Here is an 18631-nt window from a genome sequence, read left to right as displayed (position 1 = left end):
CACGTATCGTGCGCCCGCGGCGGTCAGGACACCACGACCCGGTTGCGGCCGGTGTCCTTGGCCCGGTAGAGGGCGTGGTCGGCCCGGGCCAGGAGCTGGTCCAGCGACTCGCCGGCGGCCAGCTGGGTGAGCCCGACGCTGATCGTCACCGGCAGCGGACCGGCGGCGGTGGGCACCGGGGTGTCGGCGACGGCGCGGCGCATGCGCTCGGCCAGTCCGGGCGCGTCGGCGTGATCGGGCAGGACCACGCCGAACTCCTCGCCGCCGTAGCGGCCGAGCACGTCGGAGACCCGGATGCTCTCGCGGACCCGCGCGGCCACGGTGCGGATCACCTCGTCGCCCACGCCATGCCCGTACGTGTCGTTGACGCTCTTGAACTTGTCGATGTCGATCATCGCGGCGGCCAGCGGACGACCGGACCGGGAGGCCGCGTCGACGAGCGTGCCGGCCAGCGCGTAGAAGTGCCGCCGGTTGTGCTGCCCGGTCAGCTCGTCGGTCGTCGCGAGCTCCTGCACCCGGCTGAACAGCCAGGCGTTGTCGTACGCGGTCATGCCCTGCGTGGCCAGCGCCGACGCCAGCTGGACGGCCGAGTCGTCGAAACCCGCGCCGCCCAGCAGCACGATGCCGACCTGCCCGGTCCGGCATTCCAGCGGCACCGTGAGCTCGCCCGGCGCCGGAACGGTCGTGTCCCAGGAGCCGTCGCCGGCCACATCGATGACCTCGTCGGCGACGATCAGGCGGGACGCCGTGGCGCCGGTCTGGGTGTGCAGGGTGGTGAACAGCCGCCGCAGCAGCTGGGACGGGTCGTGGATGCCGCTCAGCTCGGCCAGCGAGGCCCGCAGGGTCTCGGCGAAGGCCTGCTGGCGGCGGGCCGTCTGGACGGCCAGGTGCAGCTGGGCCGAGCGGGCCGTCTCCAGCGACACCGCCAGGTGGCTGCTGACCGCGGTCAGCACCTCGATGTCGTCCGACGTGAACACGCCCCGGGCCATCCGGCTGTCCATGTAGATGACGCCCAGCGTGGTTCCCTTGAAGCGCACCGGCACCACCAGGACGCTGCGCAGTCCATGCTGGACGGCGCTCTGCGATCCCAGCGCCGCGCCTTCCTCGGTGCCGGTCAGCACGAGTGCTTCCCCGTCGGCCGCGACCCGGCGGACCAGCGAGGAGGCGTACGGCGAGGAGACCGTCCCGGCGTACGGCACCGGCTCCCCGTGCTCGTCGAGCAGGAAGAACAGCGCCCGCTCGGCGCCCAGGATGCGCAGCAGCTCGTCGAGGGTGACCCGGGCCAGCTCGACCGGGTCGAGGATGTTGGCCGCCGCCGCCGCGACCTGTTGCAGCACCTCGAGGCGGCGCCCGCCGGCCCGGTGGTCGACCACGGTGACCCGGGCCGTTCCGCCCCGCTCCACGCCGAACTCGGCCCGGGCCTGCCGGCGCCGCTGCTCCCAGCCGTACTGCGTGGCCAGGCTGAGCGCGAGCCGCGCCTGCCTCTCGGACTCGTTCGTCTGGCCCAGGGCCCGGAAGGCCCGGGCCCGGAAGCGGGCGACCTCGAAATGGACGAGCGGCGCGTCGGCCGTACGGGCGACCCGCTCGGCCTTGTCGCTCCACTCGATGGCCCGGTGGTGGTCGCCGGAGAAGAACGCGAGCGCCGACTCGCCGATGAGATAGCCCGACTCGAGGATCGGCGAGAACTTGCGGACCCGCTTCAGGTCGGCCACCGCGGCCCGGGCCGCCTCCAGCCGCGCCGGGCCGGGATCGAGGCGCAGCTGGGCCATCCGGCCGTGCGACTGGAAGGCGTAGATCAGCTTGTGCTGGGTCATCAGGTCGCGGTCGCGCAGGCCGAGCGACCGGAATTCGTCGATGATGGCGTCGAAGGCCGGGCCGAACTCGCCCTCCTCGACCGCCGCGCAGGCCGCGGCGACCAGGATGTTGGCCCGCTGCACCGGGGCGTACGAGGTGACCGAGCGCAGGTCCGCCAGCGCCGTGGCCGCCTCGCCGGGCCGTCCCTCCATGGCCGGGACCATCACGCCGAGCATGCTGAACGACGTGCCGCGGGCGGTCGCCGGATCGGCCAGCACGGCCAGCCCGCGCTCGTACTCGGCCCGCGCCTCCTGCACGTAACCCCGCAGCATCAGCCGCAGGCCGAGGGTGGCGTGTCCCGGCAGGAGCTGCGCCGGCCCGTACCAGCGGCGGTTGGCCGCGATGGTCGCCAGCCAGGCACTGCCGTCGTCACGGGCGCCGAACAGCAGCCCGCATCCGCGCAGCCAATCCACATAGGCCAGCAGCGCCGGATCGTTGAGCGAGCGCGCCATCCGGGCCGCCCGGTCCAGGCACCGCTCGGCCGTCCCGGACAGCCGCAGCACGTGGGCGACGTAGCCCAGCAGCGCGTAGACGCGCACATATTCGGCGCCGGCGCCGAGCCGGTTCACCGCGTACACGGCCCGCATGGCCAGGATTCCCGCCTCGCGCAGCCGGAGCCCCACCGCCGCCGCGAAGCCGCCCGCGTCCAGTGTGGCGGCCAGGAGGGAGAGGTCCTCCCGCCGTCGTCCTCTCGCGGTTCCGAAACCCCATCTCGTACGCCGGACGAGCCCGCCCGCGGCGCCGACAGCAAGCGCCGGGGCCACCCGCGGCAGCGGCCGCCCGAGCTCGGCCAGCGCCCGCCCGGCGGCGTCGAGCGCCTTGTCGTCGGCCCACACCGTGTGGTGCAGCTCGACCTCGGTGATCAGCAGCCGGACCCGGGCGTCCCGGTCGGTCTCGGCGGCTAGCGCCCGGTCGATGGTCGCCCCCGCGTCGGCGAACCGTCCCGCCCGCAGATAGGCCACGGCCAGCGGATGCAGCACCCGCGGGTCGCCGTCGGCCGCGTACTGGAGATAGGCGATCGCGTCGCCGGCCGCGTGGTCGTCGAGCGCCCGCAGCCCGGCCGCGAGCGCGCAGGCCCGCCGCTGCTCCAGTGGCACGAGGTCGCCCGCGGCCCGGCGGTGCCGCGCGACGGCGTACACATGGTCGTTGTCCCTCAGATGCTCCGGCAGCTCCTCCAGCCTCTCGGCGAGAGCCGCATGCAGCTGGGCCCGGGGCCGGTCGTCCAGCAGCTCGTCGCGCAGCAGCGGATGCATGAAGCTGTACCAGCCGCCGGTCTCCACCTCGAGGATGCGCCGCTCGACGGCGGCCGCGACCGCCGCCACCACCCGGTCGGCGTCGCCCGGCAGCGCCTCCGTGCGGAAGCGGGGCCCGGACAGCGCCGCCGCCTCCAGCACCTCGCGGTCGGCGCCGGGCAGGCCGTCGAGCCGGGACGCCAGCAGCGCCCGCACGTCGTCGGCGGCCGGCAGCGCGGCCGCGCCCGCCTCGTCCAGGCGCCAGACGCCCCACAGCGGGCTGAGCAACCCGGCGTCGATCAGCTGCCACAGATAGGCGACCACGGCCATCGGCGATCCGCCCGTGCGGTCGGCCACGTGCCGGGTCAGCTCCGAGGTGACCGCGGCGCCGGGCAGCCGGGAGGCGACCAGCGCGTCGACCGCCTCCGGGGCCAGCGGCGAGCAGGTGAGCACGAGGTCGGCCCCGGTGAACTGACGGTCGAGTTCGGTGAGCACCACCAGCAGCGGCAGCGCGGCCAGTTCCGGGGTGAGCCGGGCCACCACCTCGCGGGTGCCCGGGTCGAGCCACTGAGCGTCGTCGAGCACCAGCATCAGGCCGCCACAGCGCCGGGACAGGTCCCCCAGAAAGGCCACCACGGCCGCGATGCCGGCCTCCTCGCCGCCGCCGGCCCCGCCGATCAGCTCGGCCAGGCGCGGCGAGAGCCGCGACAGCAGCGCCGCCCCGGAGGCGTTCGCGGCCGCCCGGACGTGCTCCTCGGCCGTGGCCCGGTCCGGCGCGGGCAGCCGCCGCAGCGCCTGGAGATAGCCGTCGACGGCCGTGCGCAGGGCGGCCAGCGGTGTCGAGGCGTCCCGCTGCCCCGCGCCCCGGAGCACCGGGAAGCCGTTCGCGGCCACGGCGGCCTCGTCGGCCAGGCGGCTGCGGCCCGATCCGGCGGCGCCACGGATCAGGGCCACCCCGCCGCGCCCGTCGCGCGCCCGCTGCCAGCGGGTGGTCAGCGCCTGCCGTTCGGCGTCGCGGCCGCACAGCGGCCAGCGCGCGGCCGCCGGCTTGCCGGCCGCCTCGCCGCCGGGGCAGGCGCGCAGGTCGGCCAGGAGCGCGGACGCGTCCGGATAGCGGTCGTCGGGGTCCTTGGCCAGCAGCCGGGACACGACGGCGGCCAGCGCGGCCGGGACACCGTCGGTGACCGCGAGGTCGGGCACCGGGGCCACCAGGTGCATGCGCAGCAGGTCACCCACGTCACCGGCCTCGAACGGCAGCCGGCCGGTGAGGCATTCGAAGAGCACGACGCCCAGCGAGTAGAGGTCGGAGCGGCCGTCCACCGGCCGCTTGAGCATCCCGGACTGCTCCGGCGAGGCGTACAGGAAGGTGCCGACCGCGACATCCTCCGGCTCGTCCTCGCCGCCCAGCTGGGCCAGGCCGAAATCGATCAGCCGGGCCGGGCTGCCGGGCACCATGATGATGTTGCCCGGCTTGACGTCGCGGTGGACCAGGCCGACCCGGTGGGCGGCGGCCAGGCCGCGGGCCAGCTGGGCGGCGATCTCCACCGCGCGCTCGGCCGGCAGCGGGCCGGTGGCGATCAGGTCGGCCAGCGGGCCGCCGGGCAGATATTCCAGGACCAGGGCCGGTACGCCGGCGAGCAGCCCCACGGCGTGCACGCGGGTCACCGACGGGTCGTCGATGCAGGCGAGCAGCGCCGCCTCGCGCCGGAAGCCGGCGATCATGTCGGGCGCCGTCTTCGCGGGGCGCTTCACGGCGTACTCCCGGCCGCCCCGCACCGCCCGGTGGACCGTGGTGAAGGCACCCCGGCCGAGCTCGTCGCGGATCTCGAGACCGGAGAGCTCCACGGCGCTGTTCGTCACTAAGTTCTCATCGGCCCCGGTCGGCGCGACTTGATGAAAACGACGCGCTCAGGCGATCTCGTTCTGTGCCGAAGGGACGATCGTGACATTCGTTCGCCGGTTGCGGTTGCGGAGCAGGCTCGCCGCGTGTTTCACGCTGGTGATGGTGCTGCTGGGCGTGGTTGTGGTCATCGGTGTGGTGGCCCTGCACCAACAGTCCGACTCGGCCGAGAAGATGCGCGAGCTGCAACGCCTCGTGCACGAGGTCGACGAGCAGAAGTTCTACAACGCCGACATCTCCGGGTGGCAGCTGGCCTACGCCTGGGACGTGTACCGGCTCGGCTACGCCACCGCGGTCAAGCCGACGACCGACAACCGCGCGGGCTTCCTGGCCGACAAGGAGAAGATCAACGCGGCCCTGGAGTCGATGCCCACCGAGCTGATGACCAGCACCGAGCGGGCCACCTTCGACCAGATCAAAGAGCAGTGGACCACCTATTTCGAGGCCGACGACAAGGTCGTGGCCGCGTTCGCCGCGAACAAGGTGAAGGCCGGTAACGACATCATCCTCGGGGCCGGCTACGACATCTACTTCAAGATCGTCGAGCTCACCGACAGCCTCGTGCAGTCGGTGAGCGCGCGGGCCGAGGCCACCGCGACCGACGCGCAGAGCGACGCGTCCGGCGCCCGCACCACCATGATCATCGGCTTCGTGCTGGCCGCCGTCGCCGCCGTCCTGCTGGTCCTGATGGTCACGCGGAGCGTGACCGGGCCGCTGGGCAGGGTGGTGGGCGCGCTGCACGCGCTGGCCCAGGGCGACCTTTCCGTACGGGTCGCCGACCCGTCCCCCGACGAGGCGGGCGACATGGCCCGCGCGGCCGACGCCGCCGCCGAGGGTGTGAAGCAGACGGTCACCGGCATCAGCAGCGACGCCCGTGAGCTGGCCGCCGCGGCCGACACCCTCTATCGGGTGAGCAATCAGATCGACACGGCCGTGCAGAGCGCCTACGAGCAGGCCGACATGGTCGCCGGCACGGCCGGCGGGGTCAGCGGCAACGTGCAGACGGTGGCCGCCGGCGCCGAGCAGATGGGCGCCTCGATCTCGGAGATCTCCCGCAACGCGGCCGACGCGGCCGGTGTGGCCTCCTCGGCCGTGAGCGCGGCCCGCGACACCAGCGCCACCATCAACCGCCTGGGCGACTCGTCGGCCGAGATCGGCAGCGTCATCGGCACCATCCAGGCCATCGCCGCCCAGACCAACCTGCTGGCCCTGAACGCGACCATCGAGGCGGCCCGGGCCGGCGAGCTCGGCAAGGGTTTCGCCGTGGTCGCCTCGGAGGTCAAGGACCTGGCCCAGGAGACCGCCCGGGCCACCGAGGAGATCTCCCAGCGGATCACCGCGATCCAGGCCGACACCGGCGAGGCGGTGGCCGCGATCGACGGCATCAGCCAGATCATCCAGCAGATCAGCGACTACCAGACCACGATCGCCTCGGCCGTGGAGGAGCAGAGCGCCACCACGGCCGAGATGAACCGCGGGGTCAGCGAGGCCGCGGACGGCGCCAACGACATCGCCCGCGGCATCTCCGGCGTCGCGCAGAGCACGGCCACCTCGCGCGACGCGGTGGCCGAGGCGACCTCGGCCGCCGGGGCGGTCAACACCCTGGCCGAGCGGCTCCGGTCGGCGGTCGACCGGTTCAGGGTGTGACGACCTCGACGTAGCCGTCGGTGCCGTGCACCCGGATCCGCTGTCCGTCCTCGATCAGCCGGGTGGCGTTCTCGACACCGACCACGGCCGGCAGCCCGTACTCCCGGGCGATCACCGCCCCGTGCGTCATCTGCCCGCCGACCTCGGTGACCAGTCCGGCGATCTGCACGAAGGACGGGGTCCAGCTGGGGTCGGTGTACGCGGTGACGAGGATGTCGCCGGGCTCGAAGCCGGCACCGGCCATGTCGGCCACGACGCGGGCCCGGCCCTCGACCGTGCCGGCCGAGACGGGCAGTCCGGCCAGTGCGCCCGGCGGCAGCCCGTCGGTGCGGTAGGAGCCGGTGACGGCCTCGCCCTCCGAGGTGAGCACGCGCGGCGCGGTGAGCGACCGGAAGGACGCGAAGGCCCCGCGGCGCGCGTCGATGAGGTGGGGATCGGCCCGCTGAGCCCGTACGACCTCGGAAAGCTCCTCGAGACTCAGGAAGTAGATGTCGTCCGGGTGCGCGATCACCCCCGCCGCGACCAGGCGCCCGGCCTCGGCCAGCAGCGCCCGCTTGTAGACGAAGTAGCGGCTGACCAGGTGATACTTCGGATATTCGCGGTAGCCGGCGAAGGTGCGGAGCTGGTCGATCATCCGCTTGGCCCGGTCGTGGTCGCCGGGGCGGCTCAGCACCTCCCGCTCCTTCTCGCGAGCCTTGCGCAGCCCCTCCTCGACGCGCCGCTCATGCTCGCCGGGCTCCGCGTTGCGGACGTTGCTGAGGATCATCGGCACGATCGCGCCGGGGTCCTCGCTCCAGCGCGGCCGGGTGATGTCGATCTCCCCGACACAGCGCATGCCGTACGTCTCGAGATAGCCCCGAATCGCGTCGCCGACCGCAGCGGGCAGCCGGTCGAGGTCGCCCGGGGACTCCTCCAGGAGAGCCACCGCCTCCGGGTGAAGGCGGACGACGTCGGCGACGTCCAGCAGCGCCAGCCCCATCTCCGAGGTCACGTTGCCGGGCGCGGCGAGCGTGAGCGTGTCGGCCACACCCTTCTCGAAGTGCTCGTCGAGCCACCAGGTGGCCTCCATCCCGGCCATGATGGCCGGCATGTTGCGCGGGTCGAACAGGATCTGCCGGATCCCCTTCACGTCGGCGATGACGAAGTCGAGAAGCTCCGTACCCGTCTTGTCGCGGATCGCGTCCTTCAGCGCGGCCAGTGAGGCCTCCCGCTGCGCGATGAGCTCGGCCACGATCGCCGGATCGGCCTCGATCGGCTGCGGCGGGGTGGTGGTGACATGCGGGCTCTCGTCAGGGGCGGCGGTGACGAACCCGCGCTCGAAGATGCTCCGCAGGGCGCCGCCCATGAGCGGATCCGAGCGTTCGAAGGCCTGCACGAGCGCCGGCCCGAGCCGGGCGGTGGCGTCGACGAAGAGCCGCCCACCCGCGTCGACCATGTTCCCCGGCGAGGTCAGCTTCCACACGGACAGCCCGAGCGGCCGCATCGCCTCGGTCATCATCTGCTGGTGGCCGACGGAGACGTACACCCGGTTGTCGTCGTCCTCGGCCTGGGGAACGGGGAAGAGCGTGGTGATGGGACGGCTCTGCACGATCGCGAATCCGTCGTCGTCGAGGCACCATTCGATGTCCTGGGGCCGCCCGAAATGAGCCTCGATCCGCCGCCCCAGTTCGGCCAGCCGCACGATCTCGCCGTCGGTCAGGGCGGGCTCCTTCTGCCGCTCCGGTAAGATCTCCTCCTCGACGGTCCCGCCGCCGGCCCGGGCCTGAATGGCGAGCCGTTTGGCCCCGATGGTCTTGCCGACGACAGCCCCGTCGCGCACCTTGTAGACATCGGCGTGCACCAGCCCCGAGACGAGAGCTTCCCCCAGCCCGAACCCGGCGTCGATGGAGACGACCCGCCGATTCCCGGTGACCGGGTCGGCGGTGAACATGATCCCGGCCGCCGTGGGCTGAACCATCCGCTGCACCACAACGGCCATCCGGACATCACGGTGATCGGTCCCGCCCCGAAGCCGATAGGCGACGGCCCGCTCGGTGAACAGCGACCCCCAGCACCGCCGGATCCGATCCAGAACCGCTTCGAGCCCGACGACATTGAGGTACGTGTCGTGCTGCCCCGCGAAGGACGCACCCACCGAGTCCTCGGAGGTGGCACTCGACCGGACCGCGTAGGCCACGCCGTCCTCGACCCGAGCGGAGATCGCCGCCACCAGGTCGTCCGGCACGGCGGCCGTCTCGACGACATGCCGCAGGTCGGCGCCCGCCGGCCGCTCCCGGATCTCCGGCGCCACCACCGCGTCGAAGGCCGCGGTGGTCACACAGAACCCGTCGGGAACCCGCACACCATCGATGCGCAGAAGCTCGCCGAGATGAGCGCCCTTGCCGCCGGCGTCGCCGGCCCGCCCTCGATCGAGCCCAGCCAGATCCACGACGAAGCCGTCCACCGAAACCCACCCTTTGACATCCACGGCACGCATTCTGCGCGGGTCACCGGGTCTTGCGGCAAGCCCCCACATCCGCTATAGCTTAGAAGTGGGAGAGGTGCGCCTCTCCTTTTTTCGTGCCCAGTTCGCGCCCCACTACTGCCGCATTGCCTATCTGGCAGATAGGAATGCTATGCTCGCTCGGTTCCCGACGCGAGTGAGGCAGTGAGGCCACGTGACGACCCTGACGGAGCGGGCGGCCGAGCTGCTCATCGCCTCCCACGCCTTCGATCCGGCGGCGCCGGGGTTCGTGGGCGCGTCGCTGGAGCTGCCCGTCGCGGCGGCGCCGTCTCACCGGGTGCCGCTGCGCCATGGCTTCCTCGACGCCCGTTCGGCGCGGGTCGCGGTGGTCAGCGGGCCGCCTTCGCCGGGCCTGGCCGCCTGCCTCGCGCGAATGTCCGACGACCTGGCCGCGACCTCCGCCGCCGGCTTCACGTGGCCGACCGCCCCGGCACCCCTCGCCCGGCAGTCACCCGGCGGATCCCCTCGCCCGCACGCCGGTGAGACACGCGCGCACGCCGGTGAAGCCCGCCCGCACGCCGGTGAAGGCCGCCCGCACGCTGGTGAAACTCGCCCGGGAAGGGGCGATGGCCAGACGCGTGCCGGCGCAGCCCGCCCGCGGGTCGGCGACGCCGGAACGCGCGATGGCGAAGGCCTCCTGCGGGCCCGTCTCGGCGAAGCGCCCGCTGGGGCCGGTGGGATCCGGGTCGCGCTGGAAGCGGGGCTCGACGCCGGTGGGCCACTCGGGCTCGAGCGGCGCTAGGCCCTCGCCCACACGCTCGCCCCGGTGCTGGCCGCCGCCTTCGCCAACTCTCCCCTGCTCGGCGGGGAGCCCAGCGGCTGGCGCAGCGTGCGCCAAGCCCGGAACCGCGATCTTCCCGTGCTGCCCACCGAAGCCGACGCCCGGCGGGGCTGGGCCAGTTTCGTGCTCGACGCGCCGGGGCGGGACGGCCGCACCTTCCGGGAGCGGGCCCGCTCCGGTGAGCGGCCCCACCTCTCCGACCTGGCCGAGCACGTCGGCTCGCTGCGGCCGCCCGTGGCCGCCCGCGGGCATCTCGAGATCGACGTCGCCGACCGGCAGCCCGGGGACGGCTGGCGGGTCGTCGTCGCCGTCACCAGTGTGCTGCTCGACGATCCTCGCGCCGCTGCCGCCGCCGAGCGGGCCACCGCCACCCTGGCCGTCGAACCGGGGCTGTGGGAGCGCGCCGCGCGCGACGCGCTCACCGATCCCGTGCTGGCCGCGGCCGCGCGGGAGTGCTTCGTCGAGGCGTACGGCGCCCTGGCCCGTCATGGTGTCGACCGTGACCTTCGCGACGCCGTCGCCGATTTCACCGACCGCTATGTGATGCGCGGGCGTTGCCCGGCCGACGACGTGCTAGGCGCCCACGTAGTCGGCTAGGTGCTGGCCCGTCAGCGTCGCCCGGGCCTTCACCAGTTCCTCCGGAGTGCCCTCGAAGACGATCCGGCCGCCGTCGTGGCCCGCTCCCGGACCCAGGTCGATGATCCAGTCGGCGTGGGCCATGACGGCCTGGTGATGCTCGACCACGATCACCGACTTGCCCGCGTCGACCAGGCGGTCGAGCAGACCCAGCAACTGTTCCACGTCGGCCAGATGCAGGCCCGTCGTCGGCTCGTCCAGGATGTAGATGTCGCCCTTCTCGCCCATGTGCGTGGCGAGCTTCAGCCTCTGCCTCTCACCGCCCGACAGCGTGGTCAGCGGCTGCCCCACCTTGAGATAGCCGAGACCGACGTCCACCAGCCGTTCCAGGATCTTGTGGGCCGCCGGGATGCGCGCCTCACCCTCGGCGAAGAACCGCTCGGCCTCGCCCACCGACATCGCCAGCACCTCGCTGATGTCGCGGCCGCCGAGCTTGTAGTCGAGCACCGACGCCTCGAACCGCTTGCCCTCGCACACCTCGCACGGCGTGGCCACCGTGTCCATCACGCCCAGGTCGGTGTAGACGACGCCGTTGCCCTTGCAGTTCGGGCAGGCGCCCTCGCTGTTGGCGCTGAACAACGCCGGCTTGACGCCGTTCACCTTGGCGAAGGCTTTGCGGATCGGTTCCAGCAGCCCGGTGTACGTCGCCGGGTTGCTCCGCCGCGAGCCGCGGATCGCACCCTGGTCGATCGAGACCACGCCCTCCCGCGGCGACACCGACCCGTGGATGAGCGAGCTCTTGCCCGAGCCGGCCACACCGGTCACGACCACCAGCACCCCGAGCGGAATGTCGACGTCGACGTCCTGGAGGTTGTGCAGGCCGGCGCCGCGCACCGGCAGCGACTCCTTCGAGACGCGCACCGACTCCTTGAGCGACGACCGGTCGTCCAGGTGGCGGCCGGTCAGCGTGCCCGACTTGCGCAGCCCGGCCACCGTGCCCTCGAAGACGATCTCGCCACCCTCCGAGCCGGCGCGCGGGCCGAGGTCGACCACGTGGTCGGCGATCGCGATCGTCTCGGGCTTGTGCTCGACCACGAGCACCGTGTTGCCCTTGTCGCGCAACTGGATCAGCAGCTCGTTCATGCGCTGGATGTCGTGCGGATGCAGGCCGATCGTGGGCTCGTCGAAGACGTACGTCACGTCGGTCAGGCTCGAACCCAGATGGCGGATCATCTTGGTGCGCTGGGCCTCGCCGCCGGACAGCGTGCCCGAGGGGCGCTCGAGCGACAGGTAACCCAGGCCGATGCCGACGAACGAGTCGAGGGTGTGGCCGAGCTTGTCGAGCAGCGGGGCGACCGACGGCTCGTCGAGGCCGCGCACCCACTCGGCGAGGTCGCTGATCTGCATGGCGCAGGCGTCGGCGATGCTCACGCCCTTGATCTTCGAGGAGCGGGCGGCCTCGCTGAGCCGGCTGCCGCCGCACTCGGGGCAGGTCGTGAACGTCACGGCCCGCTCGACGAAGGCGCGGATGTGCGGCTGGAGGGCGTCGACATCCTTGGAGAGGAAGGATTTCTGGATCGAGGGGATCAATCCGGCGTACGTCAGATTGATGCCCTCGATCTTGACCTTGGTCGGCTCCTTGTGGAGCAGGTCGGCCAGTTCCTTCTTGGTGTACTTCTTGATCGGCTTGTCGGGGTCGAAGTAGCCGACGCCGCGGAAGATGCGGCCGTACCAGCCCTCCATGGTGTAGCCGGGGATCGTGATGGCGCCCTCGTTGAGGGACTTCTCGTCGTCGTACAGCGCCGTCAGATCGATGTCGTTGACCGCACCGCGGCCCTCGCAGCGCGGGCACATGCCGCCCGTGATGCTGAAGGTGCGCCGCTCCTTGACCGTCTGGCCACCCTTTTCGAACGTGACCGCCCCGCCGCCGGAGATCGAGGCGACGTTGAAGGAAAAGGCCTGGGGCGACCCGACGTACGGCTTCCCGAGCCGGCTGAACAGGATGCGCAGCATGGCGTTGGCGTCGGTGGCCGTGCCGACCGTGGAGCGCGGGTCGGCACCCAGCCGTTCCTGGTCGACGATGATCGCGGTGGTCAGGCCGTCGAGCACGTCGACGTCGGGACGCGCCTGCGACGGCATGAAACCCTGGATGAAGGAGCTGTACGTCTCGTTGATCAACCGCCGCGACTCGGCGGCGATGGTGCCGAACACCAGCGAGCTCTTGCCGGATCCGGAGACGCCGGTGAACACGGTCAGCCGCCGCTTGGGCAGCTCGGTGCTGACGTCCCTGAGGTTGTTGACGCGCGCTCCGGTCACGCGGATCAGGTCGTGGCTGTCGGCTTCGTGCCGCGCGGGGCTCATCGGATCTCCGTCTCCATGGGCGTCACGGTAGTGGCGGCCGGGGGCTCCGCGCTTCTCGATAACTGATCAGGTGCGCTCACCGGTGATGTATTCGGCGAGGCTGCTCCGCTCCGTCTCGAGCTCGTCGATCCGGAACTTCACGACGTCGCCGATGCTGACGACGCCGTGCAGCGCGCCGTCCTCGATCACCGGCACGTGCCGGAAGCGCCGCTCGGTCATCAACCGCTCGACGTCCTCCAGCAGGGCGGTTCGGGTCACCGAGCGTACCTGTGTGGTCGCGATCGCCGCCACCGGCTCGGTCAGGACGGCGGCGCCGCGCGCGGCGAGCGCCCGCACCACGTCGCGCTCGCTGACGATGCCCTCGACGGCCCGGCCGTCCGGGGACACGATGGCGGCGCCGATCTTGTGTTCGGCGAGGACGGTGAGCAGCTCGGTCACGTCGGTTCCGGGGGCCACCGTCACCACGCGGTCGCCCTTGACTCGGAGAATGTCGCTGATACGCATCGTCGTCTCCCCTGGATCACGTCGTCGTTGTCGCTGGGGCTTACGCCTAGATGCCGTTATTCACGACGTGATGTCAAGAGTCCTGTTTGGTGAAGAGCCGCTCGGCCGCCTCGTCCCACGCCGTCACGAGATCGACTTTGCCGGGCCAGCGCAGCCATTGGATCTGCAGGCCGTCCATCATCGCCACGACCTGCCGGGCCAGGGCCTCGTCGCCGCCGGCGAGCGCGGTGAACGACTCGATGGCGTTTCTCTCCCTCGTACGGAAATAGTCGTGCGCCGGGTGATCGGGGGCGAGCGACTCGGCGTCGAGCACGGCGAAGAGTCTGACGATCTCCGGTTGACGGGCGTTACGCCGTACGAGCCTCGCGCAAAGGGTTTTCAGCTCTTGAGCCTTCCCTTCGCCCTCGCGCTGCCCCTCGCCCTCGCGCTGCCCCTCGCCCTCGCGCTGCCCCTCGCCCTCGCGCCGCCCCTCGCCCTCGCGTTGCCCCTCGCCCTCGCGCTGCCCCTCGCCCTCGCGTTGCCCCTCGCCCTCTCGCCCCTCGCGGGACATTTCCGACATATCGGATTGGTCGCGCTCCTCCAGCACGGCGATGAGCAAGCCCTCCTTGGAGCCGACGTGATGCAGCAGTCCGGGCACGGTCAGGCCGCAGCCGTCGGCCACGTCCTGCATCGACAGGCCCCAGAAGCCGTACTCGGCGATCAGCCGGCTGGTGACCTCGACGATCTGCTTGCGGCGCTCGGCGGCGGGCAGGCGCGCCCGGTCGCGCCGGAAAGGCTGACTCATGCTCTCCCCCTCTTGCTCCCCGAAGATCATACGGCTACCTTGTACCTACTAAGTACTCAGCAAGCCTCGCCATCACCCCGTTCTTGCGAAACTTGACCCGAAATCGGCCACCCGAAGGGGATCCCCGTGGAACTCACCGACCAGGCAGCTCTCACGAGCGGCAGCGCCTTCTGGACCTCGACGGCGGCCGGTGGGGTCCCGCAGATCACGCTCACCGACGGCCCGCACGGCGTGCGGATGCAGAGCTCAGCGGAAGACATGCTGACCGGCCGCCCCGCCACGGCCTTCCCGCCGGCGGTCACCTCCGGCTCGACCTGGGATCCCGACCTGCTGCGCCGCATGGGCGAGGCGCTGGGCGACGAGTGCCGCGCCATGGGCGTGCAGGTGCTGCTCGGCCCCGGCATCAACATCAAGCGCACTCCCCTGGGCGGCCGCAACTTCGAATACTTCTCCGAGGACCCGCTGGTCAGTGGCGTGATGGCCACCGAGTGGGTGCGAGGTCTGCAGAGCCGGGGCGTCGGCGCGTCGCTGAAGCACTTCGCGGTCAACAGCCAGGAGACCGACCGCATGACGATCAGCGCCGACGTCGACGAGCGCACGCTGCGCGAGATCTACCTGCGGGCCTTCCACCGGGTGGTGACGCGGTCCCAGCCGTGGACGGTCATGTGTTCCTACAACCGCATCAACGGCGTGCACGCCTCACAGAACCGCTGGCTGCTGACCGACGTGCTGCGCGGCGAGTGGGGCTTCGAGGGCCTGGTCGTCTCCGACTGGGGCGCCGTGGTCGACCGGGTGGCCGCCGTGCACGCGGGCCTCGACCTGACCATGCCCGGCCCCGACGAGGCCGGCGACGCCGCCCTGGTGGCCGCGGTGCGGGACGGTTCCCTGGCCGCGAGCGACCTCCAGACGTCGGCCGACCGGGTGGCCGCGCTGGTCGCCAAATCGAAGCTGGACACCACCGAGTCGTACGACGCCGACGCCCACCACGCGCTGGCCCGCGAGATCGCCGCGCGGGGCATCGTGCTGCTGAAGAACGACGGCGCCGTGCTCCCGCTGCGCGCCGAGGGCCAGTCCATCGCGGTGCTGGGCGAATATGCCCGCACCCCGCGCTTCCAGGGCGGTGGCAGCTCCCAGATCACCCCGACCCGCCTCGACGACGCCCTCACCGAGATCACCGCCTCGTCCTCGGCCGCTGTCACGTTCGCCCCCGGCTACGGCCCGGACGAGAACGCCGTCGACGAGGCCCTGCTCGACGACGCCGCCACCGCCGCCGCGGCGGCCGACGTGGCGCTCGTGTTCGTGGGCTCCAAGCAGGAGACCGAGGGCTCCGACCGCGACGGCATCGACCTGCCCGCGGCCCATCGCGCCCTGGTCGACCGGGTCGCCGCGGCCAACCCGCGCACGGTCGTCATCCTCTCCAACGGCGCTGTGGTCCGCACGGCCCCGTGGGACGAGGCCGTCCCCGCCATCGTCGAGGCGTGGCTGCTGGGCCAGGCCGGCGGCAGCGCCATCGCCGACATCCTGTTCGGCCGGGTCAACCCGTCGGGCCGCCTCACCGAGACGATCCCGCTGAAGCTGGCCGACCACCCGTCCTTCCTCGACTTCCCGGGCGAGGCCGGCCACGTGCGATACGGCGAGGGCCTGCATGTCGGCTACCGGGGCTTCGACGCCCGCGAGCAGGAGGTGGCGTACCCGTTCGGTTTCGGCCTCTCCTACACCACTTTCGAATACGGAATGCCGTCGGCCACCGTCACCGCGTCCGGCGTGGAGATCACGGTCGACGTCACCAACACCGGCTCCCGCGACGGCCGTGAGGTGGTCCAGGCGTACATGGAGGTCACCCACTCCCGTGTCCGCCGCGCCCCGCGCGAGCTCAAGGCCTTCGCCAACGTCCCGATCGCCGCCGGCGCCACCGAGACGGTGACTCTGCGGATCCCCCGGGAAGACCTGGCCTACTGGGACGAGCGCCTGTCCCGCTGGGTCGTCGAGGGCGGCGAATACCACTTCGCCGTGGGCGCCTCCTCCCGTGACCTGCGCGGCGCGGTCCTGGCCACCATCGAGGCCGACGCCGATTCCCGCTGGCCACTGACCGCCGGTTCCACCATCGCCGAGTGGTTCGCCGACCCCCGGGGCGCCGAGCTCCTGCAGAAGGCGTTCGCCGACGCCGCGTCCACCGCCGGTGGACTGGTCGCCCAGGCCAGTGACCCCGGCATGCTCCAGCTTCTGGGCGGGCTCCCCCTGGACCGGCTGGGCATGTTCCCCGGCAGCCCGTTCACCGCGGACGCCATCAAGGCCCTGGCCGACGCGGCCAACGACTGATCGTCGCGGGCGGGGGCGACGTCTAGGATTGCCCCAGCCGGCGCGGCCGGCCGAGTCCACGCGGAAGGGCACGACGATGAATGTCCCGGCGGAGATCGCTGCCAGCAAACAGGTCAGCCTCATCACCTTCCGCAAGGACGGCACGCCGGTGGCCACACCGGTGTGGCAGGTGTCCGAGGGCGACACGTTGACCACGGTCTCCCTGGCCGACGCCTGGAAGGTCAAGCGCATCCGCAACAACCCCCGGGTGGAGGTCACCGCCTGCGACATCCGGGGAAAGGTCGCCCCCGGCGCCCAGACCGTCCAGGGCACGGCCGTCCTCCTGCCGCCGTCCGAGACCGAGCGAGCCCGCCGCCTCCTGGCCCGCCGCTACATCACCGCCCGCATCGGCGCCTGGTTCACCCGCCTCTTCCACATCAAGCGCCCGCCGGCCGTCGCCATCGTCGTCACCTTCTGACGCCCCACGGCCCGTTCGGCCAGCAGCTGAGTGCAGCGCCCGGCTGGAGTGTCCCAGCCGAGCGTTGTGCAGCTTCCTGAGCGGGTGTGCGCTGCTCATCGAAAGGACCGCCACAAGGGCGAGTGCTTCCCTCCGATGAAATCTGCGCTGGTCAGCGCAAGATATGCCTGACTCCCGAAGTCCATCGGATCCCTGAGCTGGAATGTTACGACGACTCCTAGCGCCGAGGTCCTGTCAGCGGGCGGCGTAGGTCATGTCGCTGTGGTGGCGTTGCCAAGTGCCCTTGCCCTGGCGCTTGGCCGCGTACATGGCCAGGTCGGCGTCGCGCAGTAGGGACGTCACGTCCGAGGCGGCGGAAGCCACGGCCACGCCGATGCTGGCGGCGGCCGTCACCGGGACGCCGTCGATCGGGACGGGGGTCTTCAGGGCGGTAAGGATGCGGGCCGCCGTCGCCTCGGCCTCGGCCGCTGTGCAGCCGGGCAGCAGGATGGCGAACTCGTCGCCGCCCAGGCGGGCTGCCAGGTCGCCCGTGCGGATCTCGGCCCGGAGCTTGTCGGCCACGCCCAGCAGCAACGCGTCGCCGGCCGCGTGGCCCATGGTGTCGTTCACCGACTTGAAGCCGTCCAGGTCGACCAGCAGGACCGCGAGCGCTCCGGCCGGTGCGAGCGCCAGCGCCAGCTGCTCGTGGAAGTGGGTCCGGTTGGCCAAACCGGTCAAACCGTCGAAGTGGGCCTGGCGGCGCAGGCGGACCTGATGTTCGCGGAGCTGATCGATGAGCTCGACGTTGTCGTGGAAGGCGACCAGCTGGCGCGCCGCGACCAGGCCGCAGATCAGGGCCAGGCCGGCCACCACCCCCCACAGCCGGGCGCCCACCCCGCCCGACAGGGCGAACACCAGGGCGCCGAAGGCAACGACCATCGCCCCGTACGGCAAGAGGCTGTACGGCTTCTTGCGGCGCTCGCCGAACGCCGTCCGGTCGGCGTCGGCCAGGATCTGCTGGATGCGGGGGCCGACCGTGATGAGCAGGGTCGGCAGGAAGCGGACGATGTAGGAGTCCGGCGCCAGGAACGCTCCGGCGCTCATCACCACCGCCGAGCCCACCATCGGGATCGCGGCGTATTTGTGCATGGGGGCGTTGCCGCTGAGGATCATCTTCACGGCCGAGAACGCCGCCGTGACGCACACGCCGGTGGCCGCCAGCAGGGCCAGCACGTCCGGGCGGCTGTACTCGCCGGGCACCGCCAGGACGCACCAGCCGACCACGCCGCCGGCCACCAGCACCGTGGCCGAGTCGAGCCAGAACGTCAGGCGTTCGCGGCCCGACCGGCCGGGCTGGGGGTGCAGCAGCATCGCCGTCACGACGGCGGTCAGGCCGACGCCGAAGCACACCGTCTGCACCGTGCCGCCGGTGCTCGACCACTCCCCCGGGAACCAGGTGGAGATCGCCTGCCACGTGTCGCCGAGCGTGAACAGCACGCCGACCGTCGCCATCACCCGCCAGAAGCGGCGGATCGGGCCGGACGCCAACTGGGCGACCCGCCACGAGCAGATGGCCAGGGCCATGTCGAGCGGCGGCTGGAACGCCCAGAACGCGCGCACCTGCCCGATCGTGTTGCCGTCGAGCAGCAGGAACAGCACGAACGCGAGCGCCGTCCAGCCCAGGTACGCCCGCAGCAGAGGGTCGCGACGCAGCACGTGCCCTCCCCTCGCGGG

General features: G+C 72.1%; 11 protein-coding genes. 5 read left to right on the top strand and 6 right to left on the bottom strand.

The genetic code is table 11. The annotated features are described in order from the left end of the window. Window positions 1–23: 23 nt before the first annotated feature. Entirely contained in the window at window positions 24–4946 is a 4923-nt protein-coding gene (locus tag ACQP2X_RS22340) for a diguanylate cyclase (protein WP_498699908.1), read from the bottom strand. Between the two features lie 82 nt (window positions 4947–5028). Between ACQP2X_RS22340 and ACQP2X_RS22335 the strand changes: the two genes are divergently transcribed. Continuing rightward, a complete protein-coding gene (locus ACQP2X_RS22335; RefSeq protein WP_498699905.1) occupies window positions 5029–6633 on the top strand; it encodes a methyl-accepting chemotaxis protein in 1605 nt (534 codons plus the stop codon). Here the strand turns inward: ACQP2X_RS22335 and rph are convergent. Then, window positions 6623–9109 (bottom strand): rifamycin-inactivating phosphotransferase, encoded by a 2487-nt coding sequence (rph, locus tag ACQP2X_RS22330; RefSeq protein ID WP_498699903.1) that lies wholly within the window; start codon window positions 9107–9109, stop codon window positions 6623–6625. The genes ACQP2X_RS22335 and rph overlap by 11 nt on opposite strands. 181 nt (window positions 9110–9290) lie before the next feature. On the opposite strand from rph, the gene ACQP2X_RS22325 reads away from it, so the two are divergent. After that, window positions 9291–9878, top strand: a complete 588-nt coding sequence (locus ACQP2X_RS22325) for a hypothetical protein (RefSeq protein ID WP_498699899.1) — start codon at window positions 9291–9293, stop codon at window positions 9876–9878. A 24-nt stretch (window positions 9879–9902) separates the two neighbouring features. After that, on the top strand, window positions 9903–10514 hold the full coding sequence (locus ACQP2X_RS22320; protein ID WP_498699898.1) for a glutamate-cysteine ligase family protein: 612 nt from the start codon (window positions 9903–9905) through the stop codon (window positions 10512–10514). Here the strand turns inward: ACQP2X_RS22320 and ACQP2X_RS22315 are convergent. The 3 genes from ACQP2X_RS22315 to ACQP2X_RS22305 all read right to left on the bottom strand — a co-directional run bounded on the left by ACQP2X_RS22315 (window position 10491) and on the right by ACQP2X_RS22305 (window position 14142). Then, entirely contained in the window at window positions 10491–12854 is a 2364-nt protein-coding gene (locus tag ACQP2X_RS22315; protein WP_498699897.1) for an ATP-binding cassette domain-containing protein, read from the bottom strand. The two genes, ACQP2X_RS22320 and ACQP2X_RS22315, sit on opposite strands and share 24 nt — an antisense overlap. 66 nt (window positions 12855–12920) lie before the next feature. Then, window positions 12921–13358 (bottom strand): CBS domain-containing protein, encoded by a 438-nt coding sequence (locus ACQP2X_RS22310; protein ID WP_498699896.1) that lies wholly within the window; start codon window positions 13356–13358, stop codon window positions 12921–12923. A gap of 73 nt (window positions 13359–13431) precedes the next feature. After that, window positions 13432–14142: a TetR/AcrR family transcriptional regulator gene (locus tag ACQP2X_RS22305; RefSeq protein ID WP_498699895.1), complete on the bottom strand. Its 711-nt coding sequence runs from the start codon at window positions 14140–14142 to the stop codon at window positions 13432–13434. 126 nt (window positions 14143–14268) lie between these two features. Between ACQP2X_RS22305 and ACQP2X_RS22300 the strand changes: the two genes are divergently transcribed. Both ACQP2X_RS22300 and ACQP2X_RS22295 read left to right on the top strand, forming a co-directional pair. Further along, on the top strand, window positions 14269–16461 hold the full coding sequence (locus tag ACQP2X_RS22300; RefSeq protein ID WP_498699894.1) for a glycoside hydrolase family 3 C-terminal domain-containing protein: 2193 nt from the start codon (window positions 14269–14271) through the stop codon (window positions 16459–16461). Between the two features lie 76 nt (window positions 16462–16537). Beyond that, entirely contained in the window at window positions 16538–16918 is a 381-nt protein-coding gene (locus tag ACQP2X_RS22295; RefSeq protein WP_498699892.1) for a PPOX class F420-dependent oxidoreductase, read from the top strand. Window positions 16919–17152: 234 nt separating this feature from the next. Here the strand turns inward: ACQP2X_RS22295 and ACQP2X_RS22290 are convergent, their stop codons facing one another. Continuing rightward, entirely contained in the window at window positions 17153–18613 is a 1461-nt protein-coding gene (locus ACQP2X_RS22290; protein WP_498699890.1) for a diguanylate cyclase domain-containing protein, read from the bottom strand. Window positions 18614–18631 lie beyond the last annotated feature (18 nt).

Origin of the sequence: Actinoplanes sp. CA-131856 (assembly GCF_050956135.1) — a bacterium.
In the GTDB taxonomy this organism is placed as follows: domain Bacteria; phylum Actinomycetota; class Actinomycetes; order Mycobacteriales; family Micromonosporaceae; genus Actinoplanes.
Note: the sequence above shows the minus strand (reverse complement) of the source record. Positions and strands in the feature narration are given on the sequence as shown.